The following is a 15,425-nucleotide window of genomic DNA, read 5'->3' on the forward strand; positions in this document are numbered from 1 at the left end:
CAGCTTTCTTTCTTCCGACAAAGGACAGGGTGTCATGCTCGCCTTCCTCATCAAGCGGATCGGCAATGCCGTTCTCGTGATGCTCACGGTTGCTTTCTTCGCCTTCCTCATCTTCCGCTTCCTTGGCGATCCGGTGGAGATCATGGTCAATGAAAGCGCCACCCAGGTCGAACGCGACGAGCTGCGCGCCAGGCTCGGTCTCAATGACGGATTTCTGGTTCAATATGTCCGCTTCGTCACCAACGCAGCGCAGGGCGAATTCGGCCTGTCCTGGCGCAACCAGCAATCCGTGCTGACGCTGATCGCAGAGCGTTTCCCGGCCACGTTCGAACTGGTGCTCATCGCCACCTTCCTGTCGCTTGCCATCGGCATTCCGCTTGGCGTCTTTACCGCCATCGGTCGCGGGCGCTGGTGGGCCGAAGCCTTGCAGTTCTCATCGATCGTCGGCGTTTCCCTGCCAAGCTTTCTGGTGGGCATCCTGCTCATCCTCACCTTTTCCGTTACGCTTGGCTGGTTGCCGGGTTACGGTCGGGGCGATGTGGTGCGCATCGGCTGGTGGTCCACCGGCCTTCTGACCCCCTCGGGACGCGCGGCCATCGTCTTGCCGGCACTGTCGCTGTCGCTCTTCCAGATCACCCTGGTGATGCGTCTGGTGCGTGCCGAAATGCTGGAAACGCTGCGGACCGATTTCATCAAGTTCGCCCGGGCCCGCGGCGTCAAAAGACGCGCACTCTGGTTTCGCCATGCGTTGAAGAACTGTCTGATGCCCGTGGTCACGCTGACGGCCATGCAGGTCGGCAATCTCATTGCCTTTGCGCTCGTCACCGAAACTGTCTTTCAATGGCCCGGAATGGGCATGCTCTTCATGCAGGCCGTGACCTTCGTCGATATCCCCGTCATGGCGGCCTATCTCTGCATCGTATCCTTCATCTTCGTCACGCTGAACACGTTCGTGGACATCGCCTACGCGGTCATCGATCCACGTCTGCGTGCAGCATGACCAGGAGACCATCATGACCGCCATCGAACAGACCGCCACCGTTTCCCGTCCATCTCGCCTGTCGAGGGCTCTCCAATCCGATCTGTGGTGGAGCTTCAAGCGACACCCTTCGGCGATTGCTGCAGCCATCCTGCTTCTGATCCTGATCTGTACGGCCTTCTTCTCTCCGCTGATCACGGTGCAGAACCCCTATGATCTCGCGTCACTCGATCTTCTGAATGCAGAGATCCCACCGATCTGGATGCCGGAGGGACAGTGGCCCTTCATTCTGGGCACCGACGTGCAGGGCCGTGATGTGCTCTCGGCCATTCTCTACGGCTCGCGTGCCTCGATCATTATCGGTGCAAGCTCGGTTCTCGTATCGCTCGTCATCGGCACGATGCTTGGCCTCGTCGCCGGCTATCATGGCAAATGGGCCGACGGTCTGCTGATGCGCACGGGCGATGTTCTCCTATCCATGCCGACCATGCTGATCGCCATCCTGGTTTCCGCGCTCGCCAGACAGGCGCTACCGCCATCGCTGCGGGAAGCAGGCGCCTCCGGCGTCATCGTGCTTGCGATCTCGCTATCGGCCTGGGTCCAATATGCCCGTACTGTGCGCGCGCAAACCATGGTGGAGCGCAACAAGGAATATGTTCAGGCCGCCCGGCTGATCCGCCTGTCGAAATGGAAGATCATGCTGAAGCATATTCTTCCCAACACCACGACACCGCTGCTCGTCACGGCAACATTGAACTTCGGTCTCGGCATTCTCATCGAGGCGACGCTCTCTTTTCTCGGTGTTGGCATGCCGCCCGAGCAACCGTCGCTCGGCACGCTGATCCGCATCGGCAACCAGTATCTCTTCTCTGGGCTCTGGTGGATCGTGCTCTTTCCTGGGCTGCAGCTCTGTCTGCTCGTTGTGTCGATCAACGTGCTCGGCGACTGGCTGCGCGATGCCCTTAATCCCAAACTGCGCTGAAACCGTGCGGAGACATTTCACATGAGCGATCTTCTGATTACCAATGCAAGACCGATGGGCGGCGACACCGCCGATATTCTGATCCGCGACGGTCGTATTGCCGAGATCGGTAAGGGTCTTGAAACAGCGGGCCTGCCTGTCGAGGATGCCGGTGGACGTATCGCCATTCCGGGCCTTGTCGACGCCCATACTCATCTCGACAAATCTTTGCTGGGCTACCCCTGGTACGTCAATGAAGTCGGCCCGCGTCTGATCGACAAGATCGACAATGAGCGCAAGGTCAAGCGCGACTATGGGTTGGACGCCCATGTCCAGTCCATGCGCCAGGCGCTGCAATCGGTCGGCTACGGCACGACCCTCATCCGCAGCCATGTGGATATCGACACGGACCAAGGATTGATCGCCCTGGAAGGCGTTATGGAGACCCGCCGCCAGCTGGCTGGCATTGTCGAAATCGAGATTGTCGCCTTCCCCCAATCGGGACTGATGCGCCGCCCCGGCACAGCGGAATTGATCGATGCCGGCATGGCAATGGGGGCTGATCTCGTCGGCGGTCTCGACCCCTGCGGCATGGACCGCGATCCGAAGGCTCATCTCGATACGATCTTCGCCATTGCCGAGAAATACGCCAAGGGGATCGATATCCATCTGCATGAAAACGGAGAGCTCGGTGCTTTCTCGATGGAACTGATCTTCGAGCGTATCCGTGCGCTCGGCATGCAAGGCAAGGTCGCCGTCAGCCACGCCTTCTGCCTTGGCGATCCGGACTGGAACATGACGCAGGCTCTGATCGATACCTGCGCCGAACTCGACGTGCCGATTCTGACGACCGCCCCGCCCTCGCGCGAAGTGCCGTCTCTGCGCCGCCTGCGCTCCGCCGGTGTCCGCTTCGGTGCAGGTGTCGATGGCTTCCGCGATACCTGGGGTCCCTATGGCAATGGCGACATGCTGGAGCGGTCCATGTTGCTCGGCATGAAAAACAACCTGCGCCGCGATGATGAGCTCCTCTGGGCGCTGGATGTCTGTACCACTGGCGGTGCTCAAGCCATGGATCGTGCAGAACATTCGCTGACGATTGGCGGTCGTGGGGATGTCGTCATCGTCGAAGGCGAGACCGTCGGCGAAGCGATAGTCACGCATCAACCTCGCAAGCTTGTGGTGACCGCTGGCAATGTCGTTGCGCGAGACGGCAAGAGCCTGAAGGAGCGTCCATGAACACGCGGTCTTCCTGGTCGACGCTTCCCCTTGGAAAGAGGCCGCCGGGGCGCTGGGCGCTCAAAGCCCGCTTCGTCATTGCCGATCTGCCGGAAGGACGATGCCTTATTCCGAATGGCGAAATCGTCATCGAGAACGACACAATTCTCTGGGTTGGGCGCGATTTCGAGGGCGACGTTTCGGCGCGCTATCACATGGGTGACGCCCTAATCGGTCCGGGCTTTGTCGATCTCGACGCCCTTTCCGATCTCGATACGACCGTGCTGGCCATGGACAACCAGCCCGGCTGGAAAAAGGGCCGCGTCTGGGCCGCAGATTACGCACCCCGCGCCTATGAGATGTATAGCCAGGCCGAACTTGCCTTCCAGAAGCGCTACGCCTTTGCGCAGCTTCTCTTGAACGGGATTACCTCGGCACTTCCGATCGCCTCACTGTTTTACCGAGCCTGGGGCGAGACGGTCGCAGAATTCGAAGCAGCAGCAGATGCAGCCGAAGACCTCGGCATACGCGTGTGGCTCGGTCCCGCCTATCGCAGCGGTGGGGTCATCCTTGATGAGAACGGCGCCATGAAACCTGTCTTCGATGAAGAGCGGGGATTGGCCGATTTGGCTGAAGCAGCGTCTTTTGCCAAACGCATTCACGGCAGAGCCAACGGCCTTATTTCCGGCATGTTCGCGCCGGACCGCGTGGAAACCTGTACCGAAACGCTGCTCCGCCAGACCTTCGCCCATGCCGATAATATGGATATGCCTGTTCGCCTGCATATGGCGCAGGGCGAGATGGAATTGCAGACCATGCGCCGCCTGCATGGTGTCACGGCACCGGAATGGCTGGACCGCCTTGGCCTTCTTTCGCCTCGCCTGATTGCGCCGCACGCAACCGTCGCGACGGAAGACGATCTTGCGCGCTACGGCGCCCATGGCGTGACCGTCGCTCACTGCCCGCTCGTTTCGGCTCGCCATGGCTCGGCGCTCAAATCCTTCTCCCGCTTGAAGGCGATGGGGATCCGCATCGGCATGGGCACCGATACCGCCCCTCCCGATATGGTTCTCAACATGTCGGTCGGTCTGATGATGAACCGGCTTGCCGAGGGCCGCGGGGATGCCGGTTCCGCCGCCGATTTCTACGATGCCGCCACCATTGCCGGCGCCGATGCGCTGAAACGCCGTGATCTGGGCCGCATCTCTCCGGGCGCGAAGGCAGACATCGCCGTCTTCGACATGGCCGACAGCTTGATCACGCCACGGATCGACCCGATCCAGACCCTTGTCTATGGCGCTACCAGTCGTGTCACCCGCGCAACCATCGTCGATGGCAGGATTTCGATGCGCGACGGCGCGGTTGCCGGTATCGATCTCGTCGCTGCACGAGAGCAGGCGCAGCGCCAATTCGATGGTCTTGTCGCCAAATATCCGGAACGAACATTCCGCCATCCGCCAGTCGAAGACATTTTCCCGCCGAGCTATCCGCTCTCGCATCATATCAGCGAGGTCTCGCGATGATCACCCCCAACCAGACATCAGCCACAATCCCGGCCCTGGAGGTCAAAGGACTGTCCGTCGAATTCCCGACACGCAAGGGCATCCTCACCGCCCTGTCCGATGTGTCGCTCACCGTCGAGCGTGGCGAAATCCTGGGCGTCGTCGGTGAATCCGGCGCTGGCAAATCAATGACCGGCATGGCGGTGCTGGGCCTGCTCGAACCGCCGGGCCGGGTTGCGGTGGGCGAGATTCGTATCGGCGGAACGCGTACCGACAATCTCAGCGAGCTCGAGATGAGTATGGTACGCGGACGCATGGTCGGCGCCATCTTTCAAGACCCTCTCACATCGCTCAACCCGCTCTTTTCGGTTGGACAGCAATTGACCGAGACGATCCGCCTGCACTCCGATCGCAGCCGCGCAGACGCACGCGCTCACGCGATCGACCTGTTGAAACAGGTTGGTATTCCGGGCGCAGACGAGCGTATCGACCATTATCCGCATCAGTTTTCAGGCGGCATGCGCCAGCGCGTCGTCATCGCGCTCGCACTGGCGGGCGATCCGCAATTGATCATTGCCGACGAGCCGACAACGGCGCTCGACGTTTCCATTCAGGCACAGATCACCACGCTGCTGCGCAAGCTTTGCCGCGAGAAAGGCGCCGGCGTCATGCTCGTCACCCACGACATGGGCGTGATTGCCGAAACAGCCGACCGCGTGGCCGTCATGTATGCCGGGCGGGTGATCGAGGTTGGCCCGGTGGACGAGGTGCTGCGCAACCCCAAGCACCCTTATACACGTGGCTTGATGGGCTCCATTCCGGCCCTTGGCGCCCGCGTCGAGCGACTGACACAAATTGACGGTGCCATGCCACGCCTCAATGCCATTCCACAAGGCTGCGCCTTCAATCCGCGCTGCCCGGATGTCGGCTCCCGCTGCCGAGAGGTCAAACCGGCGCTGGTACGCAATGATCACGGCAGCGTCGCCTGCCTCATTCACGATGGAGGCGTCGCATGAGAAGCCCTGACAACGCGCTCGAAGTAGATCAATTGACGCGCGTCTTCGACGTTTCCGCGCCATGGCTAAACCGCGTCATCGACCGCAAGCCGAAGCGCTATCTTCGCGCCGTGCAGGATGTGACTTTCACTGTGCAGAAGGGAAAATGCCTGGCGCTTGTCGGCGAATCCGGTTGCGGCAAGTCCACTGTGGCCAGGCTGGTGACGGGACTTTACGATCCCAGCGAAGGTGCCATCGTCTTTGCCCCAGCCGAAAAGGGCGCGAACCGCGGCAAGCCGCTCGAAGCCCAGATGATCTTTCAGGATCCGCATGCCAGCCTCAACCCACGCTGGCGTGTCGGCAATATCATTGCCGAGCCGATCGAGGTGTTCGGGTTGCGAGATGGCAGACAAGCGATCGACGCACGCGTGGCCGAACTATTGCGCACCGTCGGTCTGTCGCCGGACGACGCCAATCGTTTTCCGCACGAATTTTCCGGCGGCCAGAGACAGCGCATATCGATTGCAAGAGCGCTGGCCAGCGAGCCCGAATTTCTCGTCTGCGACGAACCGACCTCGGCACTCGATGTCTCCGTCCAGGCGCAGATCCTCAATCTCATGCGCAGGTTACAGGACGAGCTTGGCCTGACCTATCTCTTCATCAGCCACAATCTCGCAGTCGTCCGCCACATGGCCGACCGTATCGCGGTTATGTATCTCGGCCGTATCGTGGAGGAGGCAGAGACCGAGGCTCTGTTTGCCAATCCGCAACACCCATACACACGGCTTCTGCTGCAAACGATCCCCGATGTCGCGGCGCCTAACCGGGACCGCGCATTGATGGGCGGAGAACCGCCAAGCCCGCTCGATCCGCCAAAGGGCTGCGCCTTCCATCCGCGCTGTCCCATCGCAACAGAGCTCTGCACCATGGTCGCACCCGAGGTCCGCAACCGGGATGGCGGCGGCAAGATCGCCTGCCACCTGGCGCCACTATAAACACATGCCGTGATGAGCAAGCGCAGGCTGACGCCTCACGAGAATGAATACGAAAAGGAATCCCAATGACCACCACAACCATCTTCACCAATGCCAAGCTGGCCGACGGCTCACTGCGCAACATCACCGTGGAACATGGTCGGATCACAGCCATTGAAACGGCGGGGAGTTCAACGCCTCCCGGCGCGGCATCGACCCCGTCGATCGACCTTTCCGGCGATCTGCTGCTTCCTGGCTTCGTCGAGGGACATATCCATCTCGACACCAGCTTTTATGGCGGCAAGTGGGTGCCGCATCGCCCATGCACCAACGGCTTTGATGTGCACGAGCGCGTCGCCTTCCAGGCCGAGAACATGGCGAAAGCCGAGCCGATGGCGGAGCGCGCGCGCAATCAACTCGATCTTTGCATTTCCAAAGGCACGACCCAGATGCGCAGCCACGTCATGGTCGATGGCTCGGTCGGGCTAAAGTCTCTGGAAACCATCCTCGCTGTCCGCGAAGACTATCGCGACAGGATCGACATCCAGCTGGTCGCCTTTCCACAAAGCGGCATCCTGAAAAGCCCGGGAACGCCAGAGCTTCTCGATGCCGCCATCGGTCTTGGCGCAGACCTCGTCGGTGGTCTTGATCCTGCAAGCTTCGACCGCGACGTCAACGGCCATCTCGACGTGGTCTTCGGCGTGGCCGAAAAGCACGGTGTCGATATCGACATCCATCTTCATGACGCAGGTTCGATGGGTGCTTTCACCATCGAGGAAATTTGCGACCGCACCGTCGCACTCGGCATGCAAGGACATGTCGCCGTCAGTCATGCCTATGGGCTCGGCGACCTCGCACCCGACGCGGCGAAGAAGATTGCAGCCCGGATCGCGCGAAGCGGCGTCTCGATCATGACCAATGCCCCCGGCAACCACAATTTCCCACCGGTCGCTCTGCTGCGCCGCGAGGGCGTCACCGTGTTCAGCGGCAGCGACAATATCCGCGATTCCTGGTGGCCCTATGGTGATGGCGATATGCTGCACCGGGCCGAGATCATTGGCTACAGATCAGGCTTCTACACCGACGATGAACTGGCAGCCGCATTCGACATTGTGACAGCAGCGGGCGCGAAGGCCTTGCGGCTTGAGGGATATGGCATCGAAGTGGGCGCGAAGGCGGACTTCGTTTCTCTGGCAGCGGACCACGTGCCGGAGGCCGTGATTGCCTTCCCAACGCGGCACAAGGTCTTCAAACAAGGACGTCTGGTTGCCGAAAACGGGCGCGTGACGCGCTAATCGTTGATCCCGCATTTCAACGATCGTGGCTGGGACGACCTGACAACTCGCCCTCGACACGCTTGGGTGCTCTCACCGTCGTAAAAAGCGGGGAGGCCAGCAGATAAAGTCCGGCCCCCACCAGCCGAGTGGTACCGATCCAGCTCGCCTTGGTCGAGAAGAACAAGGCAGTGGTCAGCACGGGTCCGACGGTACTGGCGAGGCTCATCAGGCTCGCCAGTACCCCTTGTAACTGACCCTGTTGCTCATCGCTCACCCGGCTTGTTGCAAGCGACTGGAGCGCTGGCATCGCGACACCGCCGAGTGCGAAGAGCGGCGCTACGGCATAACCCATCCAGCTTTGGGTGGCGAAGGCCATCAGCGTATAGGCGAGCATGTCGAAGGCGACGCCGATCATCAACGTGCCAAGGTCACCGAAGCGGCGCGACAACGGCCCGACGAGAAAGGCTTGAGCGAGCGCGCCACTGACACCGAAAACCGACAATGACAGCCCGAGATGAACGGAATCCCAACCGAACCGCTCGGCGCCGTAGAGAACCCAGATCGTCCCGGGTATTGCCGCAACCAGGCCAAAGACCACGAAGACTGTGACAAGCGGCAGAAGGTCTTTAAAATTCCACAGCCAGAGCAGAGGTCGCAACGGGTTGAGTTCTTTCAGCTCGAACTTGTCTTGGCTCGTCGACCGGCTTTCCGGCAGTGCGAAAAGCGCAACGAGAAGATTGAGACCATTGAACAGCGCCGCCGCCAGGAAGGGCGAGCGAAGCCACCAGGCACCCATGACACCGCCGATCACCGGGCCGATGATGAAGCCCGTGCTCATCACCGCGCCGATTGTGCCAAAGCGCTGCGCACGCTGAGCGGCTGGCGTGATATCTGTTATGTAGGCGCTCGCGACGGCCATATTGGCGCTGGTTATTCCCGCAACCGCTCTTCCCACCACAAGCACCCAGCCGAGCGGCGAAAGGCCCATAACAAGGTAATCGATGAGTGTGCCCGCAAGAGAGAGCAGCAAAACGGGACGCCGCCCGAACCGATCGCTGAGCGCGCCGAGAACGGGTGAGAAGACGAATTGCATGATCGCAAATACAGACAGCATGAGCCCGTACAGGAAGCCGAAATCGTCTCCGCCCGTCACCTCGCGCAACAGATCCGGCAGGATGGGAAAGATCAGACCGGCGCCAATCGCGTCGAGCGCAACGGTGGAGAGAATGACGATGAGGGCCTTGTTCATGGAGAGATATCCTCATAGACCTTATCAGCGATAAATTTATCAGTGATAAGCTACTTTATCACTGATAAGTCAAGAGGTGTTTTTCCATGGCGATAGGACGAGAGCGCATCATCGATGAGGCTTTGCTGCTGTTAAATGAAGTGGGGATAGACAAGCTATCCACCCGGAAGCTTGCAGAACGGCTTGGCGTTCAGCAGCCGGCGCTCTATTGGCATTTCCGCAACAAGTCTCAGCTGCTGGATGCGATCAACTCAGAAATGCTGCTGCGCTATCATGACGACCGCGTGCCAAAACCTGGACAGGACTGGGTGTCGTTTACGCTTTCCAACGCCCGCAGCGTCCGCAAGGCGCTGCTCAGCGTGCGTGATGGCGCGCGATTGACCGCAGGCACGCGGCCATCGGTCACCGATTTTGCCGATACGGAAAAGGTTTTGCAGCTCTATGTCGATGCGGGCTTTTCAACCAAGGAAGCGTTTGGGATCGCCATCTGCGTGACACGTTATGTGGTGGGGTATGTTCTCGAAGAACAGGGCGAGCAAGAGCGAGACCGGATCGATCAAAACGGCGCCAAAGTCGACTTCGACGCAGAACTTGCTCCCCTCCCTCTGTTGACCGAAGCCCTGGAAACCTTTCGGCAGGTTGGAACGGTCAACACGGAAGACGTCTTCGAGAGCGGTCTTGGATATCTCGTTTCGGGCCTGCAAGACGCATTGCGGCGAAAGCAGTCGAATTAGCCGCTGCTCTCATCCACAAGCGCTGCCTCGCTCAAACATGACGACACGGCCGCGTCGTATCCGAGCGGCCGTGTGTTTTCCAGCTATGTTGCGGACCTCAAATATCAAGGCTTGTGAGGACCGCCCTCCGGTCCACGGGGACCACCTTCCGGGCCGCGCGGCGGCTTGCCGGCCGGGCCGAGCGGATTGGTCTTTCCATCCTCATGAACGATGTAGCTACCGTGAAGGAAGCCGTCATCGAAGCGGCCCTGAACGGTAACGACTTCGTCCTTGTTGACGAGGTTGCCGCCTCTACCTTCCCGGCCCGTTTCTACGAGAGCACGGCCACTTTCATCCTGAATGATGAACTTGTTGCCAAAGATCTCAACCACCTTGCCCTTGATGCTGGTCAGGCTGTCGTCCGGCATGGCGGAAATGGCGACGGGGACAATCGGCGCAAGCTCTGCTTTGGGCTGCGTCAGCTTCATGGCGCCGGCACCGCCGGCAACGCCGACGGCCAGAATGGCAATGGCACCGACCGCGAAGGCCGCCACAGACCGCTTCTTCGGATGCGGGTGGACGTGGTTGACGTCGTCGTGGTGCTTGGTTTCGGTTTCAGGTGTAATAGACATGTCTGGTCTCCTTTGTGATTGGAATGACGCCTTTCTATCAAAGCACCACCACCGCCAGCCTGAACCATCCCGTTCAGCTTGAGTTAAGCGTCCAGCACCATAAGAAAGCCCGATCCCACGGAGTAGAATTCCCTCATGCGTGTCCTTCTTGTCGAAGACGATACCGACCTTGCAGGCCGGATTGCCGGCAGTCTCAGAAACGAAAACTTCGTTGTCGATGTCGCGCGCAATGGTGAAGACGGTCAGCACGCGGGCCTGACAGAAGCCTTCGATGTCGCGGTTCTTGATCTCGGCCTCCCCAAGATCGATGGCGTTTCGGTGCTCGCCTCCTGGCGAGATGCAGGCAAGACGTTTCCTGTACTCGTACTGACGGCAAGAGACGGCTGGCCAGACAAGGTGGCGAGCTTCAAAGCGGGAGCCGATGACTTTCTCACCAAACCCTTCAAGGTCGAAGAACTGGTCTTGCGGCTGCGCGCTTTGGTTCGGCGCGCCAACAACCATGCCAGCGCGACCGTGACCTGTGGATCGATTACCTTCAACGCCCAGCTTGGAACATTCGAGAAGGACGGTGTTCCCTTGAAGCTCACCGCACTGGAGTGGCGTGTGCTCTCCTGCCTGATCTTGCGCAAGGAGATCATCGTGGACCGGAGCGAGTTGATGGAGCGCGTCTATGATGGCGACGCCGAAGTGGATTCCAACTCCATCGAAGTCATCGTCGCTAGGCTGCGCCGAAAGATCGGCGCCGAATATATCGAAACCGTGCGTGGCAGGGGTTATATGATGACGGCTGCATCATGAGATGGCCGCGCCTTTCCCGCCCCACCTCGATTGCCGGACGCCTGACGGCGTTCTCCGCCGCCTTCGTGGCCGGGGCTATTCTCGTCGCGTCCGTTATTCTCTGGTTCATCGTTGCCGGGGTCGTCCGCGAGCAGATTGACCAGAGGCTGGATACCCAGATCGAAGGTGTGCGCAGCAGCTTGACCGCCAGTGAAAACGGCCAGTTGACGATGGCTTCTCAACTGGACGGACCGCCCTTTGATCGACCGAATTCCGGGTGGTACTGGCAGGTCAGATCAGAGAAATCGACGCTTTCGTCCCGTTCTCTGGAGCGTCGCGCCCTCAAACCCGGCGGTCGCCAGGCGGACTGGCGCGATCTTGCATCCGCACGACCGCGGCCAGGTGAGATGGAAGACGGCAATGGACGCGGGCTTTACACGCGTACCCTGTCGACACGCATCGACGGCCAGCTGGTGCAGATCACGGCGTCTGCGCCTGAGGCCGCGTTGACCGATCCGGCCTTCCGGTCCCTCATGTGGCTCGTGCTGGCCATGGCGCTGCTCGGTATAACTCTCCTCATCGGAACGTATCTACAGGTGCGGTTCGGCCTCAAGCCGCTCAAGCGCTTGACGACCGATATCGCAGAGGTATCAGCCGGCAATCGCTCAACTCTGCCCGAGGGAGAAGTCGACGAGTTGAAGCCCGTCGCGACGGAGATCAACCGGCTGATCGCGTTGAACGAAAGGCGACTTGAGGAGGCGCGGATCCATTTTGCCAATATGGCCCACGGGCTGAAAACGCCCGTCGCCAGCCTGACGCTTGGATTGAACGACGACAACGACCCGAGTGGCGGCTTGAGAGATCTCGTCCTGCGTATCGATCGTCGAATCCGGCATCATCTTGCCGATGCGCGAAAGTCTACGGCAGGACAGCCTTCCGATCGGCACGTCTTGCTTCGCCCCCGTCTCGATGACCTCATTCTCGTTCTCTCGAACATTTATCGCGACAAGGCTTTGTCGGTTCGTTGCGAAGTCGAGGACCGCGTCGGCATTCGCTGCGATCCGGAGGACGTGGATGAAATTCTTGGCAACCTGCTGGACAATGCGTTCAAATGGGCTTCTACCTCCGTAACAGTCACTTCCACGCGGACAGGCGGCCTTGTCGCGATCACGATTACCGACGACGGCCCTGGCATTGCCGAAGACAGGATCAACGAGGCTTTCCAGCCGGGTATGCGGCTGGATGAGAGTGTACAGGGCAGCGGCTTCGGTTTGGGGATATCAAAGGAAATTGTCGAACTTTATGGCGGTACCGTTACGCTCCAGAATAGCAAAAACGGTTTTCAGGCCATTGTAACGCTTCCGGTCTCCCGAACTGGATCGTCATAAGAAATTTTTCACCGGTGCAACCGAAAGCCGGTCAATCTCGTTGTTCGCATGGATTTGAAAGGCTTCGACGACAACGGCGCAGGATAAGGCGACAGAAGCATCGAAGTTTGTTTAAGAATTACGAAAATGTAAGTTGCCAAGTACCATTGTGGTATCTGAGTATGAACTGAAATATTCCGGGTGCGGTGACAGCCGATCCTCTCTTGTTTTGAACTTAAGCTATTCATTTTGCAGCGCATCAAGGCATTCTTGAAATGACGAGTTCCCTTCCCGAACCTTTAATCCCGACCACAAAAAACAAGTCAGATACCGGCACGCCTCATTTGAGCAAAATGTTGGACGCTGCTCCTGGAGCGCCCGGCATCGATGCGCGCTGGACATCAAGTGCTAAAAACGGCATTGGCACCGCACTCTCCAAACATTCGCGTGTCTGGTTCACCTTGAGCCACGGCGTTCTCAACGAAATTTACTATCCCCGCGTCGACAGCGCCTGCACACGCGATTTCGGTTTCGTCGTCACCGGCAATGACGGTTACTTCTCCGAGGAAAAGCGCGATTGCGAAACGGAAACCGGGACAATCGCCCCTGGAATTCCTGCCTTCTCCATCATCAACACCGCGCGAGATGGGCGCTACAGGATCGAGAAGCAGGTGGTGACAGATCCGTCTCGTGCCTGCGTGCTGCAGCGTGTCCGCTTCACGGCACTCAAGGGCGAGGTGGGTGACTACAGGGTCACCGCCCTGCTCGCTCCCCATCTGGTCAATGCCGGACAACTGAACTCGGCTTGGATTAGCGAGTTCGAGGACAAGGCCGTGCTGTTCGCCACCGGCCGCTCACGTTATCTGGCGCTCATCTCCGACACGCCATGGCGCGCTGTCAGCGCAGGTTTTGTCGGCGTTTCGGATGGCTGGCGGCAGTTGAAACAACATGGGCGCATTGCCGATCAATACCAGCGTGCCGATGACGGCAACGTGGCACTGGCAGGTGAGATCGATTTCACCGGTGCGTGCCAGGAAGCGACGATGGCCATCGGTTTCGGTCAAACGGAATTCGAGGCAGCCGCAGCAGCAGCGGGCAGCCTCAAGGACGGGTTTGAAAAGGCACAACAGCACTATGTTGCCAACTGGCAGGCCTGGCAGCAAAAGCTCGTCCCGCTGGATCGCCAGGAGCAGGCCGGCGTGAATGCCTACCGCGTATCAACCGCCGTTCTCGCCTCGCACAGGGCAGCGGATCGGGCGGGCGCCGTGGTTGCCAGCCTCTCCATTCCGTGGGGCTTCTCCAAAGGCGATGACGACCTTGGCGGCTATCACCTCGTTTGGCCGCGCGACCTGGTGGAGACGGCTGGCGGATTTTTGGCCGCAGGTGATACGGAGGAAGCGATCGCAATCCTCGACTATCTGCGCCATGTTCAACAGCCTTCCGGTCGCTGGCCGCAGAATCTATGGCTCGATGGGAAACCCTATTGGCCAGGCATACAGATGGATGAGTGCGCCTTTCCTATCCTGCTCACCGACATGCTGCGACGGCTGGGTCATCTTGATGCCAAGGCACAGAAGCGCTTCATGCCAATGGTGCGAAACGCGGCGAACTACATCCTGACAAACGGTCCCACTACCTGCGAGGATCGGTGGGAAGAGGATGCAGGCTATAGTCCCTTCACTCTTGCTGTCGAAATCGCCGCGCTGCTTGCAGCGGCCGATTTGCTCTCGCTTGACGGCGACGATGTGGCTGCCAATCATCTGCGCGAAACCGCTGACTGCTGGAACGAACAGATCGAACAATGGACCTTTGCCGGCGAGAAAAATTTCTGCGAAGCCCTTGGAATCTCAGGTCATTATGTCCGCATCGCGCCGCTAGCCACGACGGATGAGGCAAGTGCCTCAGGCAACACGGAAATCCGCAATCAGACGCCCGACCGGGCACTGTTGCCGACAGCCGACGTGCTCAGTCCTGATGCCTTGGCTCTCGTCCGTTTCGGCCTGCGCGCGCCCGACGATCCGCATATTCTCGACACCATCCAAGCCATCGATCACAGCCTGCGCGCCGATCTGCCACAGGGATCGCTCTGGTATCGCTACACCGGCGATGGCTATGGCGAGCATGAAGATGGCGCCCCCTTCGATGGTACAGGCAAGGGCCGGCCTTGGCCGCTATTGGCTGGCGAACGCGCGCATTACGAACTTGCTGCAGGCCGGCGTGAAGCCGCCGAAGCGCTTCTGGGAACGCTCGAGAAATCGGCGGGCTATGGCGGGCTTTTCCCGGAGCAGGTCTGGGATGGACCGGATCTGCCCGAGAAGGAGCTCTGTCTCGGTCGCCCGTCGGGCGGCGCCATGCCACTCGTCTGGGCCCACTCCGAGCATATCAAGCTTCTGCGATCGCTGAAGGATGGCACCGTGTTCGATATGCCGCCGCAGGGCGTCGAGCGCTACATCAAGAACAAGACAGGGTCGCAGTTACGCATCTGGCGTTTCAACAACCGCCTGTCATCGATCCCCGTTGGCAAGATGCTTCGACTGGAAACCGAGACGAGCGCGGTGGTGCATTGGAGCGCGGACGGCTGGGTCAGCACTTCCGATACGCCAATGGTACCATCGGGACTTGGCACATTTTACGCCGACCTGCCTGTCCAGCATGAAGGCGCAGGAAAAACGATCGTCTTCACCTTTTATTGGCCATACAGCGGAACGTGGGAAAACACCAACTTTACCGTTCACGTCGTGGATGAATCAGGTGATTCAGCCCGCATTGAAAATGGAGAATGAG

At 59.7% G+C, this 15,425-nt stretch carries 13 protein-coding genes; 11 read left to right on the plus strand and 2 right to left on the minus strand.

The genetic code is table 11. From position 1 onward, the window contains the following. Positions 1-34 precede the first annotated feature (34 nt). The 7 genes from AC07U5_RS14525 to AC07U5_RS14555 all read left to right on the plus strand — a co-directional run bounded on the left by AC07U5_RS14525 (position 35) and on the right by AC07U5_RS14555 (position 7,921). Positions 35-1,000, plus strand: a complete 966-nt coding sequence (locus AC07U5_RS14525) for an ABC transporter permease (RefSeq protein WP_062426746.1) — start codon at positions 35-37, stop codon at positions 998-1,000. Between the two features lie 13 nt (positions 1,001-1,013). Next, on the plus strand, positions 1,014-1,961 hold the full coding sequence (locus AC07U5_RS14530; protein WP_062442335.1) for an ABC transporter permease: 948 nt from the start codon (positions 1,014-1,016) through the stop codon (positions 1,959-1,961). A 21-nt stretch (positions 1,962-1,982) separates the two neighbouring features. Next, positions 1,983-3,176, plus strand: coding sequence for an amidohydrolase family protein (locus AC07U5_RS14535; protein WP_494723414.1), 1,194 nt, complete (start codon positions 1,983-1,985; stop codon positions 3,174-3,176). Further along, positions 3,173-4,678: an amidohydrolase family protein gene (locus AC07U5_RS14540; protein WP_494723415.1), complete on the plus strand. Its 1,506-nt coding sequence runs from the start codon at positions 3,173-3,175 to the stop codon at positions 4,676-4,678. Before AC07U5_RS14535 ends, AC07U5_RS14540 begins: the two co-directional genes overlap by 4 nt. Next, positions 4,675-5,673 (plus strand): ABC transporter ATP-binding protein, encoded by a 999-nt coding sequence (locus AC07U5_RS14545; RefSeq protein WP_494723416.1) that lies wholly within the window; start codon positions 4,675-4,677, stop codon positions 5,671-5,673. The genes AC07U5_RS14540 and AC07U5_RS14545 overlap by 4 nt, the downstream gene beginning before the upstream one ends. After that, positions 5,670-6,647, plus strand: a complete 978-nt coding sequence (locus tag AC07U5_RS14550; protein ID WP_112957103.1) for an ABC transporter ATP-binding protein — start codon at positions 5,670-5,672, stop codon at positions 6,645-6,647. The genes AC07U5_RS14545 and AC07U5_RS14550 overlap by 4 nt, the downstream gene beginning before the upstream one ends. Positions 6,648-6,712: 65 nt before the next feature. After that, positions 6,713-7,921 (plus strand): amidohydrolase family protein, encoded by a 1,209-nt coding sequence (locus AC07U5_RS14555; protein ID WP_494723417.1) that lies wholly within the window; start codon positions 6,713-6,715, stop codon positions 7,919-7,921. A gap of 16 nt (positions 7,922-7,937) precedes the next feature. Here AC07U5_RS14555 and tet(30) read toward each other — a convergent pair whose 3' ends face one another. Next, entirely contained in the window at positions 7,938-9,152 is a 1,215-nt protein-coding gene (gene tet(30) / locus AC07U5_RS14560; protein WP_494723418.1) for a tetracycline efflux MFS transporter Tet(30), read from the minus strand. An 86-nt stretch (positions 9,153-9,238) separates the two neighbouring features. On the opposite strand from tet(30), the gene AC07U5_RS14565 reads away from it, so the two are divergent. Further along, positions 9,239-9,886, plus strand: coding sequence for a TetR/AcrR family transcriptional regulator C-terminal domain-containing protein (locus tag AC07U5_RS14565; RefSeq protein ID WP_494723419.1), 648 nt, complete (start codon positions 9,239-9,241; stop codon positions 9,884-9,886). 104 nt (positions 9,887-9,990) lie between these two features. Here AC07U5_RS14565 and AC07U5_RS14570 read toward each other — a convergent pair whose 3' ends face one another. Next, positions 9,991-10,497 carry a hypothetical protein gene (locus AC07U5_RS14570; protein WP_113179034.1) on the minus strand — a complete coding sequence of 169 codons (507 nt, stop codon included), beginning with the start codon at positions 10,495-10,497 and terminating at the stop codon, positions 9,991-9,993. A 135-nt stretch (positions 10,498-10,632) separates the two neighbouring features. Here AC07U5_RS14570 and AC07U5_RS14575 point away from each other — a divergent pair, with 135 nt between their 5' ends. The 3 genes from AC07U5_RS14575 to AC07U5_RS14585 all read left to right on the plus strand — a co-directional run bounded on the left by AC07U5_RS14575 (position 10,633) and on the right by AC07U5_RS14585 (position 15,424). Further along, positions 10,633-11,295, plus strand: coding sequence for a response regulator transcription factor (locus AC07U5_RS14575; RefSeq protein WP_062442305.1), 663 nt, complete (start codon positions 10,633-10,635; stop codon positions 11,293-11,295). Then, positions 11,292-12,662, plus strand: coding sequence for a sensor histidine kinase (locus tag AC07U5_RS14580; protein ID WP_494723420.1), 1,371 nt, complete (start codon positions 11,292-11,294; stop codon positions 12,660-12,662). The genes AC07U5_RS14575 and AC07U5_RS14580 overlap by 4 nt, the downstream gene beginning before the upstream one ends. Positions 12,663-12,994: 332 nt before the next feature. Beyond that, entirely contained in the window at positions 12,995-15,424 is a 2,430-nt protein-coding gene (locus AC07U5_RS14585; protein WP_494723421.1) for a glucan 1,4-alpha-glucosidase, read from the plus strand. The last annotated feature ends 1 nt before the right edge of the window (position 15,425 follow it).

The organism is Agrobacterium sp. GW821-FHT02D03, from assembly GCF_059421725.1.

Bases quoted from the DNA above. Each gene is read 5' to 3' on its own strand.
- AC07U5_RS14575 (WP_062442305.1), top strand. From the start codon at position 10,633: ATGCGTGTCCTTCTTGTCGAAGACGATACCGACCTTGCAGGCCGGATT.
- AC07U5_RS14545 (WP_494723416.1), top strand. From the start codon at position 4,675: ATGATCACCCCCAACCAGACATCAGCCACAATCCCGGCCCTGGAGGTC.
- AC07U5_RS14525 (WP_062426746.1), top strand. From the start codon at position 35: ATGCTCGCCTTCCTCATCAAGCGGATCGGCAATGCCGTTCTCGTGATG.
- AC07U5_RS14550 (WP_112957103.1), top strand. From the start codon at position 5,670: ATGAGAAGCCCTGACAACGCGCTCGAAGTAGATCAATTGACGCGCGTC.
- AC07U5_RS14540 (WP_494723415.1), top strand. From the start codon at position 3,173: ATGAACACGCGGTCTTCCTGGTCGACGCTTCCCCTTGGAAAGAGGCCG.
- AC07U5_RS14555 (WP_494723417.1), top strand. From the start codon at position 6,713: ATGACCACCACAACCATCTTCACCAATGCCAAGCTGGCCGACGGCTCA.
- AC07U5_RS14565 (WP_494723419.1), top strand. From the start codon at position 9,239: ATGGCGATAGGACGAGAGCGCATCATCGATGAGGCTTTGCTGCTGTTA.
- AC07U5_RS14580 (WP_494723420.1), top strand. From the start codon at position 11,292: ATGAGATGGCCGCGCCTTTCCCGCCCCACCTCGATTGCCGGACGCCTG.
- AC07U5_RS14585 (WP_494723421.1), top strand. From the start codon at position 12,995: ATGTTGGACGCTGCTCCTGGAGCGCCCGGCATCGATGCGCGCTGGACA.
- AC07U5_RS14570 (WP_113179034.1), bottom strand. From the start codon at position 10,497: ATGTCTATTACACCTGAAACCGAAACCAAGCACCACGACGACGTCAAC.
- AC07U5_RS14535 (WP_494723414.1), top strand. From the start codon at position 1,983: ATGAGCGATCTTCTGATTACCAATGCAAGACCGATGGGCGGCGACACC.
- AC07U5_RS14530 (WP_062442335.1), top strand. From the start codon at position 1,014: ATGACCGCCATCGAACAGACCGCCACCGTTTCCCGTCCATCTCGCCTG.